This window comes from Halobellus inordinatus, assembly GCF_024464655.1.
In the GTDB taxonomy this organism is placed as follows: Archaea; Halobacteriota; Halobacteria; order Halobacteriales; family Haloferacaceae; genus Haloquadratum; species Haloquadratum inordinatus.
Genome location: NZ_JANHAV010000003.1, coordinates 27,787 through 45,897, shown reverse-complemented (window position 1 = coordinate 45,897; position 18,111 = coordinate 27,787). Strand labels below are relative to the sequence as shown.

General features: G+C 65.7%; 19 protein-coding genes and 1 tRNA gene. 7 read left to right on the top strand and 13 right to left on the bottom strand.

Annotation, left to right across the window (positions count from 1 at the left end):
• Positions 1-68: 68 nt before the first annotated feature.
• The 6 genes from sdhC (at position 69) to NO347_RS07190 (ending at position 4,285) form a co-directional block, all read left to right on the top strand.
• Complete coding sequence (gene sdhC, locus NO347_RS07215; protein ID WP_121569476.1) at positions 69-464, top strand: succinate dehydrogenase, cytochrome b556 subunit; 396 nt, start codon at positions 69-71, stop codon at positions 462-464.
• Complete coding sequence (locus NO347_RS07210) at positions 464-835, top strand: succinate dehydrogenase/fumarate reductase transmembrane subunit (protein WP_121569475.1); 372 nt, start codon at positions 464-466, stop codon at positions 833-835. The genes sdhC and NO347_RS07210 overlap by 1 nt, the downstream gene beginning before the upstream one ends.
• 13 nt (positions 836-848) lie before the next feature.
• Entirely contained in the window at positions 849-1,739 is an 891-nt protein-coding gene (locus NO347_RS07205) for a succinate dehydrogenase/fumarate reductase iron-sulfur subunit (protein ID WP_256288955.1), read from the top strand.
• A gap of 69 nt (positions 1,740-1,808) precedes the next feature.
• Positions 1,809-3,653: an FAD-binding protein gene (locus tag NO347_RS07200; protein WP_256288954.1), complete on the top strand. Its 1,845-nt coding sequence runs from the start codon at positions 1,809-1,811 to the stop codon at positions 3,651-3,653.
• Between the two features lie 79 nt (positions 3,654-3,732).
• Positions 3,733-3,826, top strand: a tRNA-Met gene (locus tag NO347_RS07195).
• Between the two features lie 219 nt (positions 3,827-4,045).
• On the top strand, positions 4,046-4,285 hold the full coding sequence (locus NO347_RS07190) for a helix-turn-helix domain-containing protein (protein WP_121569472.1): 240 nt from the start codon (positions 4,046-4,048) through the stop codon (positions 4,283-4,285).
• Between the two features lie 122 nt (positions 4,286-4,407).
• On the opposite strand, the gene NO347_RS07185 is transcribed toward NO347_RS07190, so the two are convergent.
• From NO347_RS07185 to NO347_RS07160, 6 genes are all read right to left on the bottom strand, one after another.
• Entirely contained in the window at positions 4,408-4,557 is a 150-nt protein-coding gene (locus NO347_RS07185; RefSeq protein ID WP_256288953.1) for a DUF7557 family protein, read from the bottom strand.
• A gap of 91 nt (positions 4,558-4,648) precedes the next feature.
• Entirely contained in the window at positions 4,649-4,996 is a 348-nt protein-coding gene (locus tag NO347_RS07180; protein ID WP_256288952.1) for a DUF7268 family protein, read from the bottom strand.
• A complete protein-coding gene (locus tag NO347_RS07175) occupies positions 4,989-5,906 on the bottom strand; it encodes an ABC transporter permease (protein WP_256288951.1) in 918 nt (305 codons plus the stop codon). The genes NO347_RS07180 and NO347_RS07175 overlap by 8 nt, the downstream gene beginning before the upstream one ends.
• Complete coding sequence (locus NO347_RS07170) at positions 5,903-6,916, bottom strand: ABC transporter permease (protein ID WP_256288950.1); 1,014 nt, start codon at positions 6,914-6,916, stop codon at positions 5,903-5,905. The genes NO347_RS07175 and NO347_RS07170 overlap by 4 nt, the downstream gene beginning before the upstream one ends.
• A 42-nt stretch (positions 6,917-6,958) precedes the next feature.
• Positions 6,959-8,683 (bottom strand): ABC transporter substrate-binding protein, encoded by a 1,725-nt coding sequence (locus NO347_RS07165; RefSeq protein ID WP_256288949.1) that lies wholly within the window; start codon positions 8,681-8,683, stop codon positions 6,959-6,961.
• Between the two features lie 51 nt (positions 8,684-8,734).
• A complete protein-coding gene (locus NO347_RS07160) occupies positions 8,735-11,464 on the bottom strand; it encodes an ABC transporter ATP-binding protein (RefSeq protein ID WP_256288948.1) in 2,730 nt (909 codons plus the stop codon).
• Positions 11,465-11,544: 80 nt separating this feature from the next.
• Between NO347_RS07160 and NO347_RS07155 the strand changes: the two genes are divergently transcribed.
• Positions 11,545-12,030: a DUF7529 family protein gene (locus tag NO347_RS07155; protein WP_256288947.1), complete on the top strand. Its 486-nt coding sequence runs from the start codon at positions 11,545-11,547 to the stop codon at positions 12,028-12,030.
• A gap of 67 nt (positions 12,031-12,097) precedes the next feature.
• Here the strand turns inward: NO347_RS07155 and NO347_RS07150 are convergent, their stop codons facing one another.
• Genes NO347_RS07150 through leuC form a run of 7 tightly spaced genes read right to left on the bottom strand, consistent with a single transcriptional unit; the run spans position 12,098 to position 18,074 of the window.
• Positions 12,098-12,580, bottom strand: coding sequence for a PTS fructose transporter subunit IIB (locus tag NO347_RS07150; RefSeq protein ID WP_256288946.1), 483 nt, complete (start codon positions 12,578-12,580; stop codon positions 12,098-12,100).
• A complete protein-coding gene (gene ptsP / locus NO347_RS07145) occupies positions 12,577-14,277 on the bottom strand; it encodes a phosphoenolpyruvate--protein phosphotransferase (protein WP_256288945.1) in 1,701 nt (566 codons plus the stop codon). Before ptsP ends, NO347_RS07150 begins: the two co-directional genes overlap by 4 nt.
• A gap of 4 nt (positions 14,278-14,281) precedes the next feature.
• On the bottom strand, positions 14,282-14,551 hold the full coding sequence (locus NO347_RS07140) for an HPr family phosphocarrier protein (protein ID WP_256288944.1): 270 nt from the start codon (positions 14,549-14,551) through the stop codon (positions 14,282-14,284).
• Positions 14,551-15,027 carry a PTS sugar transporter subunit IIA gene (locus NO347_RS07135; protein WP_425492361.1) on the bottom strand — a complete coding sequence of 159 codons (477 nt, stop codon included), beginning with the start codon at positions 15,025-15,027 and terminating at the stop codon, positions 14,551-14,553. The genes NO347_RS07140 and NO347_RS07135 overlap by 1 nt, the downstream gene beginning before the upstream one ends.
• Before the next feature lie 47 nt (positions 15,028-15,074).
• On the bottom strand, positions 15,075-16,055 hold the full coding sequence (leuB, locus tag NO347_RS07130; RefSeq protein ID WP_256288942.1) for a 3-isopropylmalate dehydrogenase: 981 nt from the start codon (positions 16,053-16,055) through the stop codon (positions 15,075-15,077).
• Complete coding sequence (leuD, locus tag NO347_RS07125; protein WP_121569460.1) at positions 16,048-16,656, bottom strand: 3-isopropylmalate dehydratase small subunit; 609 nt, start codon at positions 16,654-16,656, stop codon at positions 16,048-16,050. Before leuD ends, leuB begins: the two co-directional genes overlap by 8 nt.
• Positions 16,653-18,074, bottom strand: coding sequence for a 3-isopropylmalate dehydratase large subunit (leuC, locus tag NO347_RS07120; protein ID WP_256288941.1), 1,422 nt, complete (start codon positions 18,072-18,074; stop codon positions 16,653-16,655). Before leuC ends, leuD begins: the two co-directional genes overlap by 4 nt.
• Between the last annotated feature and the right edge of the window lie 37 nt (positions 18,075-18,111).

Here is an 18,111-nt window from a genome sequence, read left to right as displayed (position 1 = left end):
TCCAGCGAATGGCTCTCGACCCGTACACGTAAGTTCTATAGTGGGTCCGTCCTGAATCTCACAAGAGTATGAGTCAGTCTTACAATCGGGGCCTCATCGAGGACTTCGGCCGCTGGCGGGAGTTCTCAGCGGGAATGTGGGCCTGGGTGTTCCACAAGTTCACGGGTTGGGTGCTCGTGGGGTACCTATTTACCCACATCGCCGTCCTCTCGACGGCACTGCAGAGCCCGGATGCGTACACGACGACGATCCAGACGCTCGAGGGATTGCTGGTCGTCCGCATCCTGGAGGTCGGATTGCTCGCAGTGGCCGTCTTCCACATCCTCAACGGTCTCCGGCTACTGTTCGTCGACCTCGGCGTCGGCCTGGAATCTCAAGACAAGAGCTTCTACGCGTCGCTGCTCCTGACGGGTGCGATCGTCGTCGCGAGCGTTCCGACGTTCCTCGCGGGGGTGTTCGGCTGATGGCCGAGCGTTACTCCTCGTTCCAGGCCGGTGGACGCCGGTGGCTCTGGCAGCGCATCACGGCCGCGTTCCTCGTGGTCGTCCTCGCGTTCCACTTCTTCCTCCTGCACTTCGTCCACCACGCCGACGAAGTCACCTTCGCGATGTCGCAGGGTCGGATGCAGGAGCTGACGTACTTCTCGCTTATGATCTTGTTCCTCCTGACGGCGACGTTCCACGGCGTCAACGGCGTCTACAACGCCCTCATCAATCAGGGCCTCACCGGGACCCGCAAGACCGCCGCGAAACTGGTCCTCGGCGTCGCGAGCGCCGTCGTGATCGTGCAGGGCGTCCGAACCGCACTCGCGTGGGCCGGAGGCGTCCCACTCTAAGCGTCACAGTACAATGAGCACGCAACTTCCCGAACAGGTCGAAGAAGAATCGTCCGCCGCCGAGGCCGAACCGACGTCTGCAGCCCAGGAACGCCGGCTGGAAAAGAAGAGACAGCGCGCCGAAGAGAAAGAGCGCCAGCGCCAGGCCGAAGAGGCGGAGAAAGCGCTCGACGAAGAGGACACCTACCATCTGAAGGTGTTCCGCTACGATCCCGAGATCGCAGGCAAGAAAGAGCCGCGCTTCGACGACTTCCACGTCCCCTACCACAAGGGGATGACCGTCCTCGACGCGCTGATGTACGCGCGCGACACGTACGATTCGAGCCTCACGTTCCGGCACTCCTGCCGACAGGCGATCTGTGGTTCGGACGCGATGTTCGTCAACGGTTCCCAGCGCCTCTGCTGTAAGACACAGCTCTCGGACCTCGAAGAGCCGGTCCGCATCGAACCGCTCCCGCACGCGGAGGTCGTCAAGGACCTCGTCGTAGATATGGAGCACTTTTACGACCAGATGGAGGCCGTCGAGCCGTACTTCCAGACGAACGAGCTTCCGGAGGGTGAACTCGAAGAGCAGCATCAGACGCGTGAGAACCGCGAGAAGGTGAAGATGTCCACGCGCTGTATCTGGTGTGGCGCGTGTATGTCCTCGTGTAACATTGCCGCGGGCGACAACCAGTATCTCGGCCCGGCAGCGCTCAACAAGGCGTATCGCTTCACGATGGACGAGCGCGAGGGCGAGGATATGAAGCAACAGCGGCTCGAAATCCTCGAACAGGAACACGGCGTCTGGCGGTGTCAGACCCAGTTCTCCTGTACGGAGGTCTGTCCGAAGGACATCCCGCTGACCGAGCACATCCAGGAACTCAAGCGCGAAGCGGTCAAGAACAACCTCAAGTTCTGGTAGACCTGAGGAGTACGTAACCGCAATTCACGCGACGAACACGAGACCAACGCAATTCAGCAATCATACATTATGCACGAACACGACGTCATCGTGGTGGGCGCGGGAGGCGCGGGCCTTCGCGCGGCCATCGCGGCACAGGAAGAAGGGGCCGACGTGGCCATCGTCTCGAAACTGCACCCGGTTCGAAGCCACACCGGGGCCGCCGAGGGCGGCATCAACGCGGCGCTCCGCGAGGCCGACTCCTGGGAAGACCACGCCTACGACACGATGAAGGGGTCGGACTACCTCGGCGACGCGCCGGCGATCGAGACCCTTGCGCAGGACAGTCCCGAGGAGGTCATCCAACTCGAACACTGGGGGATGGCCTTCTCCCGAGAGGAGGACGGCCGCGTCTCCCAGCGTCCGTTCGGCGGCCTCTCGTTCCCGCGGACGACCTACGCCGGTGCGGAGACGGGACATCAGCTCCTGCACACGATGTACGAACAGCTCGTCAAGCGCGGCATCGAGGTCTACGACGAGTGGTACGTCCTCGATCTGGCCGTCAGCGACGAGGACGACCCCGAAGACCGGACCTGCCACGGCGTCGTCGGCTACGACATCCAGTCCGGAAACATCGAGGGCTTCCGCGCCCGCGACGGCGTCATCCTCGCGACCGGCGGTCTCGGCCAGGTGTTCGATCACACCACCAATGCCGTCGCGAACACCGGCGACGGCGTCGCGATGGCCTACCGCGCCGGCGTCCCGATCGAGGACATGGAGTTCATCCAGTTCCACCCGACGAGCCTGCCCAGCACGGGCGTGCTCATCTCCGAGGGTGTCCGCGGCGAGGGTGGCATCCTCTACAACTCCGAGGGCGAGCGCTTCATGTTCGAGTACGGGTACGCCAGCAACGACGGCGAACTCGCCTCACGCGACGTCGTCGCTCGCGCCGAACTGAGCGAAGTGAACGAAGGGCGCGGCATCGAGGACGAGTACGTCCACCTCGATATGCGCCACCTCGGCGAGGAGCGTATCACCGACCGCCTCGAGAACATCCTCCACTTGGCCAAGGACTTCGAGGGCGTCGACGCGCTCGAAGAACCGATGCCAGTCAAGCCCGGCCAGCACTACGCGATGGGCGGCATCGAGACCGACGAGAACGGAGAGACGTGTATCGGGGGGCTCTACGCCGCCGGCGAGTGTGCGTGTGCGTCCGTCCACGGCTCGAACCGTCTGGGCGGGAACGCGCTGCCGGAACTCATCGTCTTCGGTGCGCGCGCGGGCCACCACGCCGCGGGTCGCGATCTCGGAGAGGCCGAGATCACCACCGGCAAGCGCGGTGAGTGGGAGTCCGGCGACGTCGAGACGCCAGTCGCTCCCGGCGAGGCTGGTATCTCCGGCGCCGACGCCGTCGCGGACGGCGGTGCGGCCGCCGAGGGCTCTGATCTCTCGCCTGACGAACTCGTCGCGCGCGCGACCGAGCGCACGGACCGGCGCGTCGACGCGCTCTTGGAGAACGACGGCCGCAACCACTCGGAGATCCGTTCGGACGTCCAGGAGTCGATGACCCAGCACGTCAACGTGTTCCGAGAGGAGGAAGGCCTCAAGCAGGCGCTCCGCGACATCCGTGACGCTCGCGAAGCGTACCAGAACGTCGGCGTCGCGGACCAATCGCGGACGTTCAACACGGACCTGCTGCACACCATCGAGACGCGGAACATCATCGACATCGCCGAAGCCATCACGCTCGGCGCACTGGCTCGCGACGAGTTCCGCGGGGCGCACTGGCGGAAGGAGTACCAGGAGCGCGACGACGAGAACTGGCTGAAGCACACGATGCTCTCGTGGAACGACGGATCGCCGGAGCTGTGGTACAAGCCGGTGCTGCTGGAAGGCGAAGAGAAGCGCTACGAGCCGAAGATCCGGAGCTACTGAACGCCGTTCCACCGTCGTTTTTTCTGCTCGGACGGAGGTGCCGTCATCCATATACGACAGCGTCGCGTACGTTTCGATCGGAAGGGTGGCTCAGTGGTAGAGCAATCCGGCAGTGACCGTCATACGGTCGCGCCGGCTTACGGCTTCGCGTGGTTCGACTCCCGCCCCTTCCACTTCTGTACCGAGACGTGCCCCGGCCGCTCGGCCGCGCCGATATCGTCACCAGTCGAAAAAAACGGCGGCGATCGCCGGCGAAAAAGAAATGAACATTCGTCCACATTTCGCAAAGCGGGCCTGAGAGGCGCTCTATCGCTATTTCTCGAATCGGGGCTGTTCGACAATCGTCGTGGATGGGTTTTATTATCGTCGAATCCAAGGAGTAGACAACAACGATGCAGGGCACGATGCACACACGACCGACAGCAGGGCTCGAAGCGCCGACGATTCCGTCCGAACTCGAATCGCCGCGCGCGAAACTCGTCTATCTATTCCTGTCGACGTATGGGGAAGCGACGATTTCCGAACTCGAATCCAGTCTGGAGATGAAGAAGATTTCGCTGTACAGTATTCTTTCGACGCTGTGTGAACGCGGCCTGATCGACCAGGACGCCGAGCGCTACCGCCTCTGTTAGATCCGCGAACTTGCCGTAGTCGCTGCTCGCCGATCGGTCACGAGCGCTGCCGCCAGCAGTAACGCGAAGAAGAACCCGGAGAGTGGGGTCGAGGCCGGGACGACAGCCGACTGAGGCGGAGATCAGATTTCGTCGCCGGTACGGAACAGCGTCAGTTCCTCGGCTTCGTAGATGTTGATGAGTTCGGTGACGATTTCGTCGTAGTCTTCGTCTTCCTGACGGAGCGAGTCCAGTCGCGCAACCGTCTCCTCGTCGAGGTGCACCTGTGGCATACCCGGGACCACGCCGTGGGGAAACTTAAGTGCCCGGTCACTGTCCGGTCGTGTCCAACGTCTCACTCGTCAGCGACGATCACCGGCCAGCTCACAGGCCGACGAGTAGGATCGAGGCCACGACAGCGGCGGCCGACCAGCCGACGCCGATCCAGGTCAGCACGGCGAACGCCTGCCGGGCCCCGCCCTGGTTCCACCCCGACTCACCGCCGAGGTGATCCTGCACCGCCGCCATCGACTCGCCGAAGCCGACCGTTCCGGCCCACGTCGCGACCCCGAATCCGAGCACCAGCGTACCGAGTGCGAAGGAAGCGTCAGTCGCGGCTTTGGCTCCGACAACCGAGAGAAGCGCGGCCGCGACGACAGCGCCGACGCACGCGCCGACGCCGACCCACCGCGTGACCGCGCGACCGAACGGTCGGACGTCGATCTCAGTCAACGGTCTCCCGCATCCGCGGGTCGAGCGCGTCGCGCATCCCGTCGCCGAGGAGGTTGAACCCGAGCACCGTCAGCGCGAGCAGCAGGCCGGGGAAGAACGACCACCACCACGCCCCGGAGAACAGCCCGAATTCGACGCCGTTCGAGAGCATCATCCCCCAGGTCGGCTCGCCGGGACTGGCGCCGAAGCCGAGGAACGAGAGCGCGGCGATGTCGATGATGGCGAGGCCGTAGTTGAGCGTCGACTGGACGGTGATCGGCGCGAGGCAGTTCGGCAGAATGTGCCGGATGAGCAGCCGCGGATCGGTCGCGCCGAGCGCCTTCGTCGCGTCGGTGTACTCGTCTTCGAGTACTTTTAGCGCCGCGCCACGGACGACGCGGGCGAATCGGGGCGTATAGACGAGCGTCAGCGCGCCGACTGCACGCCACAGGCCCAGCTCCTCGGGGAAGATCGTGACGAGCGCGAGCGCCAGCAGGAGCGACGGGAACGACAGTAGGACGTCCATCGTCCGCATAATGACGTTGTCCGTGAGGTCGCCGTAGTACGCCGCGACGATGCCCAGGCCGACCCCGAGGAACGTCGAGGCCGCGACGGTGACGGTTCCGTAGAGGACGGCGTACCACGCGCCGTACAGCACCCGCGGGAAGATGTCACGAGCCTGTCCGTCCGTGCCGAACGGGTACTCGATACTGGGAGCGGCCTCCGAGGGGTTGGTGCCGAACTGCGTCGCCATCAGATTGCTGAGGTCGTAGGTGAACCGCGCGTAGATCGCGACCACGACGACGACGGCGATGATGACGAGCCCGGTGACTGCGAGCCGGTTCGAGACGAGTTGCGAGAGGAACGGACTCGCGCGCAGGCGCTCGACGATGCTCCGATCGACGGTTCCGGTCTGTGTTTCTGTGCTCATTGTTCGATGCGGGGATCGAGGACCGAGTACGTGATGTCGACCGCCAGGTTGACCAGCGTGTACAGCACGGCGAAGACTAAGACGGTGCCCTGCACGACGGGGTAGTCGCTGCGGCTGATCGCGTCCACCAGTAGCGTGCCGATGCCGTTGATCTCGAAGACGGTCTCGGTGAGGACGGCGCCGCCGAGGAGCGAGCCGAACTGGATGCCGATGACGGTGATGACGGGGATGAACGCGTTACGGAGGCCGTGTTTCATCACGGTGATCTTCGACCCTTGGCCCTTCGCCCGGGCAGTCCGTATGTAGTCTTGGCGGATCACCTCGACCATCGACGAGCGCATCATCCGCGAGAGCAGGGCCATCTGGTAGATCCCCAGCACAACCACCGGCAGGAGCAGGTGAACGACCGCAGACTGGAACGCCGGGACGTTCCCGGCTAACAGCGTGTCGACGAGGATCAACCCCGTGGCCGGTTCGATGAAGTACTCCGAGCCGATCCGGCCGCTGGTCGGCAAGATCCCGAGGAACTGCGCGAAGAGCAGGATCAAAAGCGGGCCGCTCCAGTAGATCGGTACGCTGATCCCGCTGAGCGCGCCGACACGGGTGAGGTGGTCGGTCCAGGTGTCCTGCTTGACGGCGCTGAGGATGCCCAGCGGAAGTCCGAACAGGAGCCCCGCAAACTGCCCGAGCAGCGCGAGTTCGATCGTGATCGGAAGCCGGTCGACGAGGATCTGGCTCACCTGCGTGCCGCGGTTCACCTGGTAGGACTGACCGAAGTCGAACGTCGCGACGTCGCCGAGGAACCGGACGTACTGCTGCCACAGCGGGTCGTCGAGTCCGAGATCCGAGCGGATCTGCTCGACGAACTCCTGGCTCGCTCTGTCGCCGGCGATGACCACGGCCGGATCGCCGGGCGAGAGATGAAGGATGGCGAAGACGACGGTCGCGACCCCGAACAGCACGGGGAACAAGAGGAGCAGCCGTTTCAGGACGAATCGATTCGAGACCATTCTGGGGCGCGGTGAGTGAGATACTGAATGAGACGGTACTCGTTACTCGACCTCGACAACTTCGAGGAATGGGCCGCCGATCGCAGCGACGGTGTAGTTGCTCACGGTGTTAGCGACGCCGCGGACCTCGTCGGCGTAGTCGATGAACACCCAGGGGGCTTCGTCGTGTGCGAGTTGTGCGGCCTCGCGGTACAACTGTGCCCGCTCGTCCTGATTCGTGGTCCGCTGGGCCTGCTCGACGAGGTCCATATACTCGGTGTTCGCCCACGCGGCGTTGTTCGAGGTGTTGTAGCCCTCGGTGTCCCAAGAGACCCAGTCCTGTCCGTCGGGCACCTCGACTTGCGGGTGCAAGAGGACGTAACAGAAGTTGTCCGGGTCGGCGTTGTCGGTGTACCACCCCGCGAGCGTCGCGTCGTGGCGCCCCTGACTGGTGTAGGTGAGATAATCCGAGAACTGCCGGTCGTCGATCGACATCTCGATACCGATCTCCGCGAGGTTCGTTCTGATCGTCTGTGCGGTCGGGAGCGGTGCGGGGTTGTAGCCACGGGGGTTCTGGAAGGTCGTCAGCGTAAAGGAGAACCCGTCGCCGTAGCCGGCCTCGTCGAGGAGGCTCTGGGCCTGTTCGGGGTCGTGTTCGTAGGGGCTGATGTCGTCGTTGTGGCCGAACAGTGCGGGTGGGATCGGCTGGTCGGCCTGCGTGGCGATTCCCGAGTAGATGTTCTCGACGATCGCCTGCGTGTCGATCGCGTAACTGATCGCCCGGCGGACGCGCCGGTCGCGGAACGCCTCGACCCGCGAGAGGTTGAACGCCATATACCCGATGTTGATCCCGGTCGCCGTCCGGTTCTCGGCGGTGTCGGACCCTTCGACGATCTGCATACTGTCGGGGTCGAGACCGTCGATGATGTCGAGTTCCTGTTCGACGAGCGCCTGCGCCCGCGTGGAGTTCTGTCCGCGGGTCAGGAACAGAACCTCGTCGACGTTCGGACCGTCGCCCCAGTAGTCGTCGAAGGCAGTGAGGCGGATGCGGTTGTTGGCGTCGTCGAGCGTCTCCAACTGGAACGGTCCGGTGCCGACCATCTCCTCGCCGAGGTTGGTGTCGCCTTCGATCGCCTCCTGGGAGATGACGACGGCCGCGAACATCGCGAGGTTGCGGAGGAACGGCGCGTACGTCTGGGTCAGGGTGATCGAGAGTTCGTAGTCGCCCGCTGCTTCGACGCTCTCGATCCAGTTCCCCAGCGTGAACGGACCGTACACCGAGGCGTCCTCGAAGTAGTACTCGTAGTCCTCGTCGACGAACCGGCGGTACGTGGCGATGAAGTCGTCGGCGGTGAAGTCCGATCCGTCGTGGAACGTCACTCCCTCACGCAGCGTGAGCGTCACCGATTCGCCGTCCATCGACCAGTCGGTTGCGAGCCCCTCGGTGAGAGACGCCTCGCCGGCCTGGAAACTGATCAGCCCATCGTAGGCCTGATTCGTCACCTTCGCGACCTCGCCGCTCGTGGTGTTCTGGGGGTCCAGGGTACTCGAGTGGGCACCGCGGCCATACCGGAGCCTGGTCGTCTCCTCACCCTCGCCATCGCCGGTGTCACCCTCTGTTTCGGTGTCGCCGTCGCCGGTGTCGCCACCGGCGTCCGTTTCGGTCTCGGTGTCGTCGTTCCCGCCGCCGCACCCGGCGAGCGTGGTGATCGACGCCGTTGCGACCGTCGCCCCGCCGGCCCGCTTCAGGAAATCCCGTCTCGAGGAGCCCTTGGTGTTTGAGGCCATACCTCAGGGAATATGTTGCTAGATTAATAATACTGGCGGAAAAACAGAAAATTACTCCGGTTCTTCGTCGTGCAAGTGACAAGCAGCCGGGTGGTCGCTCTCCCCGAGTTTCGGGTGTTTTCGTTCACAAACACTCTCGAAGGTGTCCCGGAGCGTCGCTTCGGCCTGCTCCCGGCGGTCGTTCTCGAGGTGCTCGAAGGACTCCGCGACCGCCGCTTCGGCCTCTCCCGAGAGCGGACCGTCGAAGAAGTACTCGAACAGGGCCGCGTGTTCACCACCGTCTGCGACGGCGGTGGGTGTCGTCTCGGCTTCGATGCGGACCTCCGACTCGATGGCGTCGAGGTCGACGTCGCCGGCTTCGAGCCGCTGCCGGTAGAACATCACCTCGCGATACCGCTCCTGTTCGATGTCTAAGTCGTCCGGCGGGATGATCGACGGACAACGGGTCCGGAACCGGCAGTTCGAGGGTGGGTTGATCGGCGAGGGGACGTCCCCCTTGAGGATCGTGCGATCGCCGGTGTCTGCGAGCGGATCCGGTTCCGGAATCGCTGACAACAGCGCCCTCGTGTAGGGGTGCTTCGGCGTCTCGAATAGGTCGTCCGTCCCGGCCACCTCGACGATCTCGCCGAGGTACATCACGGCCACTCGGTCGGAGATGTGCCTGACGACGCTCAGGTCGTGGGCGATGAACAGGTACGTGAGCCCGAACTCCTCTTGGAGATCTTCGAGGAGGTTGATGATCTGCGCCTGGACCGAGACGTCCAGGGCCGACACCGGCTCGTCGGCGACGATGAAGTCGGGATCGACAGCGAGCGCCCGCGCGATCCCGACCCGCTGGCGCTGGCCGCCGGAGAGTTCGTGCGGGTACCGTCCGTACTGTCCGCGTTCGAGTCCGACCGCCTCCATCAACTCGAACACCCGCTCGCGGCGGCGACCCTCGGCGAGGCCGTGGATCTTCAGCGGTTCCATAATCGTCTGGCCCGCCGTCATCCGCGGATCCAGACTCGACATCGGATCCTGGAACACCATCTGCATATCCTTCCGGCGCTTCCGGAGTTCGGACTTCGAGAGCGTCCCGAGGTCGTCGCCCGCGAACACGACGGTGCCGTCCGTCGGCGGGTCCAAGTAGAGGATCGCCCGCCCCGCGGTGGACTTTCCGCAGCCGGATTCGCCGACGAGTCCGAGGGTCTCCCGCTCGCGGACGTTCAGGTCGACGCCGTCGACCGCCTTGACGCTCGGGCCGCCGCTCCCCAACACGCGATCGAGGGGGCTGTCCTCCTGTTCGTAGTACTTGCGCATTCCCGTCACCTCGAGGAGCGTCTCGCCGATGTCGGGCTCGGTCCCGGCCTCGACGCCCTCCGTTCCGTACGCCGCCTTGTCGAACGCCTCGTGGACGCACTTCGATCGGTGATCGACGTCGGCCGGCCCGTGCTGGAGATAGGGTATTTCGCCTTCGAGACACTGGTCTTCGGCCCACGGGCAGCGAGGCGCGAAGTGACACCCCTCGGGCATATCGATCAGGTCGGGGACGTTCCCCTCGATCGGGGTCAGCCGCTCTTTTTCCTCGGTCGGGACGGACTCCAGCAGGGTGTAGGTGTAGGGATGGCTCGGATTGTGGAAGATTTCCTCGACGGGGCCCTCCTCGACGATCTCGCCGGCGTACATCACGGCGACGCGATCGCAGGTCTCGGCCACGACGCCGAGGTCGTGGGTGATCATCAGGACGGACATCCCGAAGTCCGTCTGGAGGTCGTCGATGAGATCGAGGATCTGCGCCTGGATCGTCACGTCGAGGGCGGTCGTGGGTTCGTCGGCGATGAGGAGGTTCGGCCGGCAAGCGAGCGCGATAGCGACGAGCACCCGCTGGCGCATCCCGCCGGAGAACTCGTGTGGATAGTCGTTCAGTCGCTGTTTCGCCTCCGGGATTCCGACCGCCTGGAGCATTCTGAGGACCTCCTCCATCACCTCGTTGTCGCCGTCACGCCCCCCGACCTTCGGGAGGATCTCGCGGATGCCGTTGAGCCAGGAGTCTCGCTTTTGGCCGCCATACCGGTGGAGTCGTAGCGACTCGGCGATCTGCTCGCCGACGGGAATCGCCGGGTTCAGCGAGGTCATCGGGTCCTGGAAGATCATCCCCATCTCGCCGCCCCGGATGCGCCGGACGGCCGCCTCGGGGGCGGCCGTCACGTCGACGACGCCATCTGATATTTCGACGTCGTTCGGTTCCGCGCCGTCGCGGATTCGGGCCCGGGCGTCGTCGTCGACGTAGACGAACCCGTCGGCGGCGTCATCGAGCGCCGCGGCGAGTTCGTCACCGACGGCTTCGGCAGCGGTCCGGTCATCGAGCCGATCGGCGGCCGTTCGGAGGTCGGACGCGAGGTCCGCCGGATCCGCTACGCCGGCGAGATCGTCTGCTATCGCCCGAATTTCTGCCGACGTGTCGCGGACGTGCGTGCCGGCGCGGAGGTCGCTACTGATGGCCGCGACCGCATCGATCAGTTCGGAGGGGTACGGGACGAGCGCGTTGCCGAACTCGTCGAGGAGCCTGGTGGCCAGGGCCGTATCGCGGAGGGTGATGCGACCGCCGACGATCTCGCCCGGGTCGTCGACGAGGTCCATCGCGGACAGGGCGGTGACGCTCTTGCCGGACCCTGACTCGCCGACGAGGCCGACGGTCTCGCCGGCCTCGATCGTGAGGTCGATCCCGTCGACGGCCTTGACCGCACCCCGTTCTGTTCTGAACTGGGTCCGGAGGTTCGAGAGCGAGAGGAGGTTTGTCACTTTCTCCCATAGTGCACTTCCAGGAGAAATATCTTGGGGAGCGGGGAACGATTTATGGCGCTACCGGAACGCGTGCCCGTATGACCGAACCGCCCGCAGACGACGCCCCCCCGAACGTACACGCACAGGAAGGCTGGCCGGCAGTGATCGAGGATATGGAGGCGACCGCGGCCGAATACCGGGACCGCGGGTGGACGACGCTCGAACTCCACCCCGGTGACTCGGTCCTCGTCGACTCCGAGCGCCGGACGGGCATCGACGTTCTCCTCTCTGGCCCCGAGTTCGAGGAACTCGAACGCCTCGTCGAACGCCAGTCGTTCCGTGACGTCGAGGTGTTCCGCGCTGCGGGCGACGGGCTGATGTATCTGCTCGTCGCCGAGCGCGACCCCGAAACCGAGACTGCCGTCTTCGTCCCCGCTTACTACGATCCGAGCGGGGCCACCGACACCGTCGAGTCGATCCGGGAGACGGGGACGATGCGGCTCTTCTGCCGTCGGCTGAACGACGACACCGTGACGTTCGTCCACGACGACCCCGAGCCGTTCCTCCCGGAACCCGTCGGCTGATCGAATAGCGAACGAACGGGGCGTGACCTCGGGGTAGCGGCACCCGTACCGGCGCACAGCGACCGGATCAGGAGAACAGCTTCTTGATCCGTGCCAAGAGACCCTGCCCGCGGTCGCCACCGCGGCGACCCGAATCGTCCTCGGTGGCGTCGCTCGCTGTACCTGCCGTCGCTCCGTTCGCGCCGACACTCGCATCCGACTCGCCCCCGCTGCCACCACCGACTTCGATGGTTCTGGTCTCGCCCGCCTCCACGAGGTCGACCGCGTGCTCGAAGAGGTCCTCGGGATCGTCGACGCCGTCTTTCACCGATGCCCCCACGAGCGGTTTGCCCTCGAAGCGGTCGCGACTGACTGCCGTGTCGGCGGCGATGATGACCGCGTCCGCGTCGTCGATCTCTGCGGCTGTGACCTCGTTCTGTGTGCCAACCGCGCCCTGGACTTCGACTTTGATCTCGTGGCCGAGCCGCTCGCCCGTCCGTTCGAGGTTCTCGGCCGCCATCTGGCAGTGAGCGATCCCGGTCGGACAGGACGTGACTGCGACGACGTTCATCGTGTGATCTCCGTTAGCAGACAGTCGACTTCACGTTTCGTGCTGGCCGCGAGCGCGCGCGCTGCGAGTTCGCGCGCGTCTGCGACGGTCGTCTCGCTCACGGCTCGCTTGACTTGTGGCACTGCGACCGCGCTCATACTCAGTTCGTCGAGCCCGAGGCCGACGAGCAGTTCCGTCACGTCGGGGTCGCCGGCCATCTCGCCGCACATCCCGACCCAGACGTCGGTCCCCTGGGCCGCCGCGACTGTCGTGTGGACCGCACGGAGCACCGCGGGCTGGCGGTAATCGCCCAGCGCTGCCACGCGGTCGTTGCCGCGCTCTGCGGCCATCACGTACTGCACGAGGTCGTTCGTGCCGATGCTGAAGAAGTCCACGTGCTCGATGAGTGCGTCGGCGAGAAACGCCGTCGCGGGCGTCTCGATCATCACGCCGAACTCCGGGAGCGCGCCGGAGACGCCCTCGGATTCGAGGTCGGCCGCGACTGACTCCATCGTCTCGCGCGCCTGGCGGACTTCGTCGACGGTGGCGACGAGCGGGAGCATCACCGAAAGCTCTCCGCCCGCCTCCTCGCCCGCCGCACGCAGGAGTGCGCGCAGTTGCGTCTCGAAGAGGTCTGCGTCGGGACCGAGCGACCGCCGGATACCGCGCTCGCCGAGGAACGGGTTCTCCTCGTCGGGCAGATCCAGGTACGCGACGGGCTTGTCGCCGCCGATGTCGAGGGTCCGCACGACGACGCGTCCGTCGGGGAACGTCTCCAGCGCCTCGCGGTAGGTCTCGTACTGCTCGTCTTCGCCCGGCGGCGAGTCCCGGTCGAGAAAGAGGAACTCCGTTCGGAACAGCCCGATCCCGTCGGCGCCGCGCTCGGCCGCCGAGGCCAGGTCCGCTTCCGTGCCGACGTTCGCGGCGACCTCGATGGGCGCTCCGTCCGCCGTCTCGACAGTACCGTCGCGGACCTCGACGGCTTCCTCGCCCGCGGTCCCCCCGCGGGTCTCCTCGTCGGGGCCGATCAGGAGGGTGCCGTCGCGGCCGTCGACGACGACCTCGGTCCCGTCCGCGACGTTCCGTAGCGCTGTGCCGACGCCGACGATCGCCGGCAGGGCGAGCGAGCGCGCGAATATCGCGGCGTGGGACGTCCGCCCGCCGGTGACGGTGGCGAAGCCGGCGACGCGCTCGGGATCTAGCTGTGCGGTGTCGCTCGGCGTCAATCGCTCTGCGAGTACGACGCTGCCCTCCGGCAGCGACCCGAGGTCGGCGCGTTCGTCGCCGCCGAGCGCGCGCACGAGCCGATCCCGGACGTCGCGGAGGTCGTCTGCGCGCTCGGCCATTCGCCCCTCCATCCCCTCGAACTGCTCGATGAACTGCTCGAAGGTACGATCGACCGCGTGACCGGCCGGGAGTCCGTCGCCGATCGCGGCTTCGACGCCCTCGGTGATCTGCGGATCGTCGAGGAACTGAACGTGGGCGTCGAACACTTCGGATTCCGCCTCGCCCAGGCGCGCTGCGGTGCGCTCGCGTTCGGCGCGGATCTCCTCGCGAGCCGCGTCGCGCGCCGTCTCGAACCGCTCGCGCTCGACGTCAGCGTCGATCGTCTCCGGGTCCGGCGGAGACCCGAGTTCGGCGTCGGGCGCGTACCAGACGGCGGTGCCGACGCCCGACAGCGGGGTGGCGCCGACGCCGGAGAGTCGACGCTCGGTCATCGACTCAGCCTTCGCCTTCCGGCGTCGAGAGGATGCGTTCGAGTTCGTCGAGCGCAGCCTCGGCCTCTTGGCCCTCCGCGACCAGTCGCACGTCCTCGCCCGCGGTGACGCCGAGTCCCGTGATTGCGAGCATACTCGCCGCGTTCACCAAGTCGCCGTCGACGTGACCCACCTGGATCTCGATATCGTACTCGCTCGCCGCCTCGACGAAGTTCGAGGCGGGCCGCGCGTGGAGGCCGTCTTCGGGCACGACGGTGACGACGCGCTCGGGCATCAGTCCATCGCCTCCCGAACGGCGTTCTGGACGGTCTCTGCGTCGTCGGCCCCGAACAGCGTCTCTCGAACGTCTTCGTGCATCAGTGCTCGCGAAAGGGAACTCAAGATGTGTAAGTGTTCCTCGGCTCCCACCTCGGGCACGAGGATCAGAAACAGCAAGCGCACGGGCTCGTCGTCCACCGCGTCGAAGTCGAGGCCCGCGCGGGAGCGAGCGAACGCGACTGACGGCTCCGCAACGGCTGCCGTCTTGGCGTGTGGGATCCCGATTCCCATTCCGACGCCGGTTGGGGCCACATTCTCGCGCTCACACAACGCGTCGAACGCGGCCCCTCGGTCGGAGACGCGGTCGTTGGCCGCGAGGAGATCCAGAAGGAACTCGATCGCGGCCCGTTTACTCGCCGGCGGGTCCGAGAGCGCGATGTGCGCTCGCGGAAACAGCCGGTCGATGTCGTCTTCGAGCATACCTGAGCAGATGGGTGTTCGCGAAACTCGCGAGAAAACGAAACGACGCGACAGCGCCGTTATTCGAGTCGATCGATGATCGCGTTCGTGACGTCTTCGGTCCCGGCGTCGCCGCCGAGGTCGGCCGTCCGCGGACCGTCTTCGAGCACGGATTCGACCGCGTTCCGGACGTTCGCGGCCTCGTCGTCGTAGCCGAGGTGTTCGAGCATCATCGCCGCCGAGAGGATCGCCGCCGACGGGTTGGCGACGCCCTCGCCCGCGATGTCCGGGGCGGTCCCGTGGACCGGCTCGAACAGCGCGTTGTCCGGGCCGACGTTCGCCGACGGTAGTAGCCCGAGGCCGCCGACGAGGCCGGCCGCGAGGTCCGAGAGGACGTCGCCCGCGAGGTTCGGACAGACGACCACGTCGAACTGCGTCGGGTCCAGACAGACGCGCGTCGCGAACGCGTCCATCAGCACTTCTTCGGTCTCGACGCCCTCGGACTCGGCGACGTCGACGACGGCGTCGCGGAACCGGCCGTCGGTCTCGCGCATCACGTTCGCCTTGTGGACGACCTGGAACCCGTCCTCCTCGCGTTCGTCGACGTACTCGCAGGCGAACTCGGCCAGTCGCTCGGACGCGGAAGTCGTGACGACGCGCGTCAGCGTCGAGAGGTCCTCCGAGAGTTCGTCCTCGTGGCCCGCGTAGACCCCTTCGGTGTTCTCACGCAGGAAGACCAGATCGGTCTCCGGGCGCACCGCGTCGACGCCGGGGTACGCTCGCGCCGGGCGGATGTTGACGAACGATCCGACGGCCTCCCGAAGCGGGAGGATGACGTCGGCGGCCGTCTCGCCGGCCGCGCCGAACAGCGTCGCGTCGGCCTCGGCGACGGTGTCGTAGGTCTCCTGGGGGAGCGCCTCGCCGGTCGTTTCCTTGACGGCGTCGCCGGCTTCAGCCTCGACGAAGTCGAATTCGCCGACGGCTTCGAGCACGGAGACGGCCGCGGGAACGACCTCTCCGCCGATGCCGTCGCCTTCGATGACGACGATCTCCTCAGACATCGACGTAGGGGAGTTCGGCGGCTTTCTCGGCGACTGCGTCGGCGTTGGACTTCATCAGCGCCGTCGTGTCCCAGACGCCCTCGGTGAGCGCCCGTCGCTGGGCGTCGTCGACCGTCGCTTCGATCGTCGTGTCTCCGTAGGTGACGGTCTCGGCTTCGACGTCGACGTCGATCTCGCCGTCGGGGTTCTCGTCGATCCACTCTTGCAGGGCGACGATCTCCTCGTGATCGGCCGTGACCGTCGGGATACCCAACGCGAGGCAGTTGCCGGCGAAGATCTCGGCGAATGACTCGCCGACGATGGCGTCGATCCCCCAGCGCATCAGCGCCTGCGGCGCGTGCTCTCGGGAGGAGCCACAGCCGAAGTTGGCGTTGACGGCGAGCACCGAGGCGTCCTGGAACTGCGGTTCGTTGAAGGGGTGGTCCTTCGGGTTGTCGTCCTCGTCGAACCGGAGGTCGAAGAACGCGAACTCGCCGAGGCCGTCGAACGTGACGACCTTCATAAAGCGAGCCGGGATTATCTGGTCGGTGTCGATGTCGTTCCCGCGGATGGGGACGCCCGTCCCCGTCACGGAGTCGATTTCTGGGATCTCGTCGGTCATGCCAGCGTCACCTCCTTCAGTTTGCGCACGTCAGTTACCTCGCCTTTGATCGCCGCCGCGGCGACCATTCGCGGGTTCATCAGGACGGTACGGCCGTCTTTCGAGCCCTGCCGTCCGATGAAGTTCCGGTTCGAGGAGGAGGCGGACGCCTCGTCGCCCTCCAGTTGGTCCTCGTTCATCCCGAGGCACATCGAACAGCCCGCGTTCCGCCACTCGAAGCCGGCGTCCTCGAAAATCTCGTCGAGGCCTTCGGCTTCGGCGGCAGCCTTCACGCGCTGGCTCCCGGGGACGACCATCGCGCGGACGTCCTCGTGGACCTGTCGGCCTTCGACGACGTTCGCGGCCCGACGGAGGTCGGGCAGGCGCGCGTTCGTACACGAGCCGAGGAAGGCGACGTCGATCTGATAGCCCTCCATCGTCTCGCCGGGGGTGACACGCATATGCTCCTGTGCGCGTCGCGCGGTGTCCTGTTTGTCCTCCGGCAGCGACTCGGGCTCGGGGATCGGCTCGGAGATGCCGACGCCCTGCCCGGGCGTGGTACCCCACGTGACGACGGGTTCCAGTTCGGAGCCGTCGATCGTGACGACGTCGTCGTATTCGGCGTCGTCGTCGGAGCGGATCGACTCCCAGTAGGGCTTGAGTTCGTCGAACTTCTCGGGGTTCTCCTGGAAGTAGTCGGTGTTTTCGAGCCACTCGTAGGTGGTCTCGTCGGGGTTGACGTAGCCCGCGCGGGCGCCGCCCTCGATGGACATATTACAGATGCTCATCCGACCTTCCATATCGAGGTTCTCGATGGCTTCGCCGGCGTACTCGTAGACGTAGCCGACGCCGCCCTCGGTACCGAGACGACGGATCACTTCGAGGATGACGTCTTTCGCCTCGACGCCCGGGCCGAGTTCGCCCGTGACCTCGATCTTCCGGACGTCTTTCTTCTCCATCGCGACGGTCTGGGTCGCGAGTACGTCGCGGATCTGGCTCGTCCCGATCCCGAACGCCAACGCGCCGAACGCGCCGTGCGTCGAGGTGTGAGAGTCGCCGCAGACGATCGTCTTGCCGGGCTGGGTGAGTCCCTGCTCGGGCCCGATGACGTGGACGATCCCCTGATCGCCCGAGTTCGGGTCCGAGAACTGGATGCCCGACTCGCGGACGTTCTGTTCGAGTTCGGACATCATCTCCTCGGCGGCGTCGTCGCGGTACGGCCGCGACTGGTCCGACGTCGGCACGATGTGATCGACCGTCGCGTGCGTCAGTTCGGGATAGGCGACTTCCAGATCGCGCTCCTGCAACATCCCGAACGCCTGCGGACTCGTCACCTCGTGGATGAGGTGGAGGCCGACGAACAGTTGCGTCTGTCCGGTCGGCAGTTCCGCGACCGTGTGCTCCTCCCAGACTTTGTCGTACAGCGTTCCCTCACTCATCTACATCACCGCGGATTTCCGTGTATACCTGTGTCAC